Raw genomic sequence first — 1,118 nt, forward strand, 5'->3', positions numbered from 1 at the left:
CAGGCCGGCTCCACCAGATCCGTTTTCGGCTTATCCGTCGCGGGCAACAAAAAATCAGCAAACCGCGAAACCGATTTGCGCAGCCAGTAATGCGCCCAATTGCTGATTTCCTGTTCCAGGTCCTGCAAAGCCTCCTGCGTTGCCTTTTGCATATCAAGCGCCATTCTCAGCCTCAGCTTCTGGATATTCGCCACGCCAGCCCGCCATTTTTTCCTGCCGCCGCCACATCCAGACAAACAACATCAGCAACAGGACATTGCCGCCGATGGATGCCCAGGGAAGCATCTGCTGCAAATCGTCTGGAGCGGCATGACGTAAGTTCTGTATAACGCCATCATCTTTGACCAAATCGTCTTGCATGGTGTTGGTCAGTGCATCCATGCGCTGCATCTTCTTTTGCAAGGTCTGATCGGACGTCAGCAGACGATGCTCATCAAGACGCTCCGCAGGCGATACGACCTTTTTCACGACGGGGTGGATGGTGGATGGGGCGCTGGTTAAAATCAGTTTTGTGGCAGGAGCCGTTTTTGGGGGAGTCGCTGCGGGTGATTTTTTTCGCAAGAGCGACGCTACCGACGGTGCCGAATGCGCCTGACCACGCATCCAGGCAAACGCCTGTGTAGGCGTCATTGCCTGCACCTGCCGCATATTGGGCAGAGTCAACACAACCCCAGACCGCAATTGATTCGGATCGCCCGCCACAAAAGCGGCAGGATTCGCGCGCACCAGCGCCGCCATGATCTGGTCGGGCGTTACCACATCGTTACCGCGCAAAGCGACCGCAATCTCAGACAAACATTGCCCGGCACGCACCCGATATTGCGCCATCCGCGACCAGCCATGATACAGAGGGGTTGCACCCTGCGAAGGGACTGCACCCTGCGAAGGGGTTGATGATGGCGCTTGCTGGGCGATGTGCTTTTCGGCAACAGCCTTCAACGGCGAAACAGGAGGATGCACAGGGGCCTCAACAGCCGATGCCGCAGCCCCTCTGGGTAACGCATATTCCCGCATCACCTGCCCGCCGGACCACTGCGCCTGCACCAGCAAAGACGTGGCTTGGGTGACCGGCGTAGGGGCCGTGACCAGAAGGTGCCAGGTAGGCTTGCGGACCAGTA

At 58.1% G+C, this 1,118-nt stretch carries 1 protein-coding gene; it reads right to left on the reverse strand.

Annotated elements, in window-relative coordinates; genetic code table 11:
• Positions 1–153 precede the first annotated feature (153 nt).
• On the reverse strand, positions 154–1,118 hold a 965-nt coding region (locus AC2VLY_RS04260; protein WP_486921815.1), incomplete at its 5' end, for a type IV pilus assembly protein FimV.

The sequence above is a fragment of the Acidithiobacillus sp. TH-A36 genome (genome assembly GCF_057473445.1).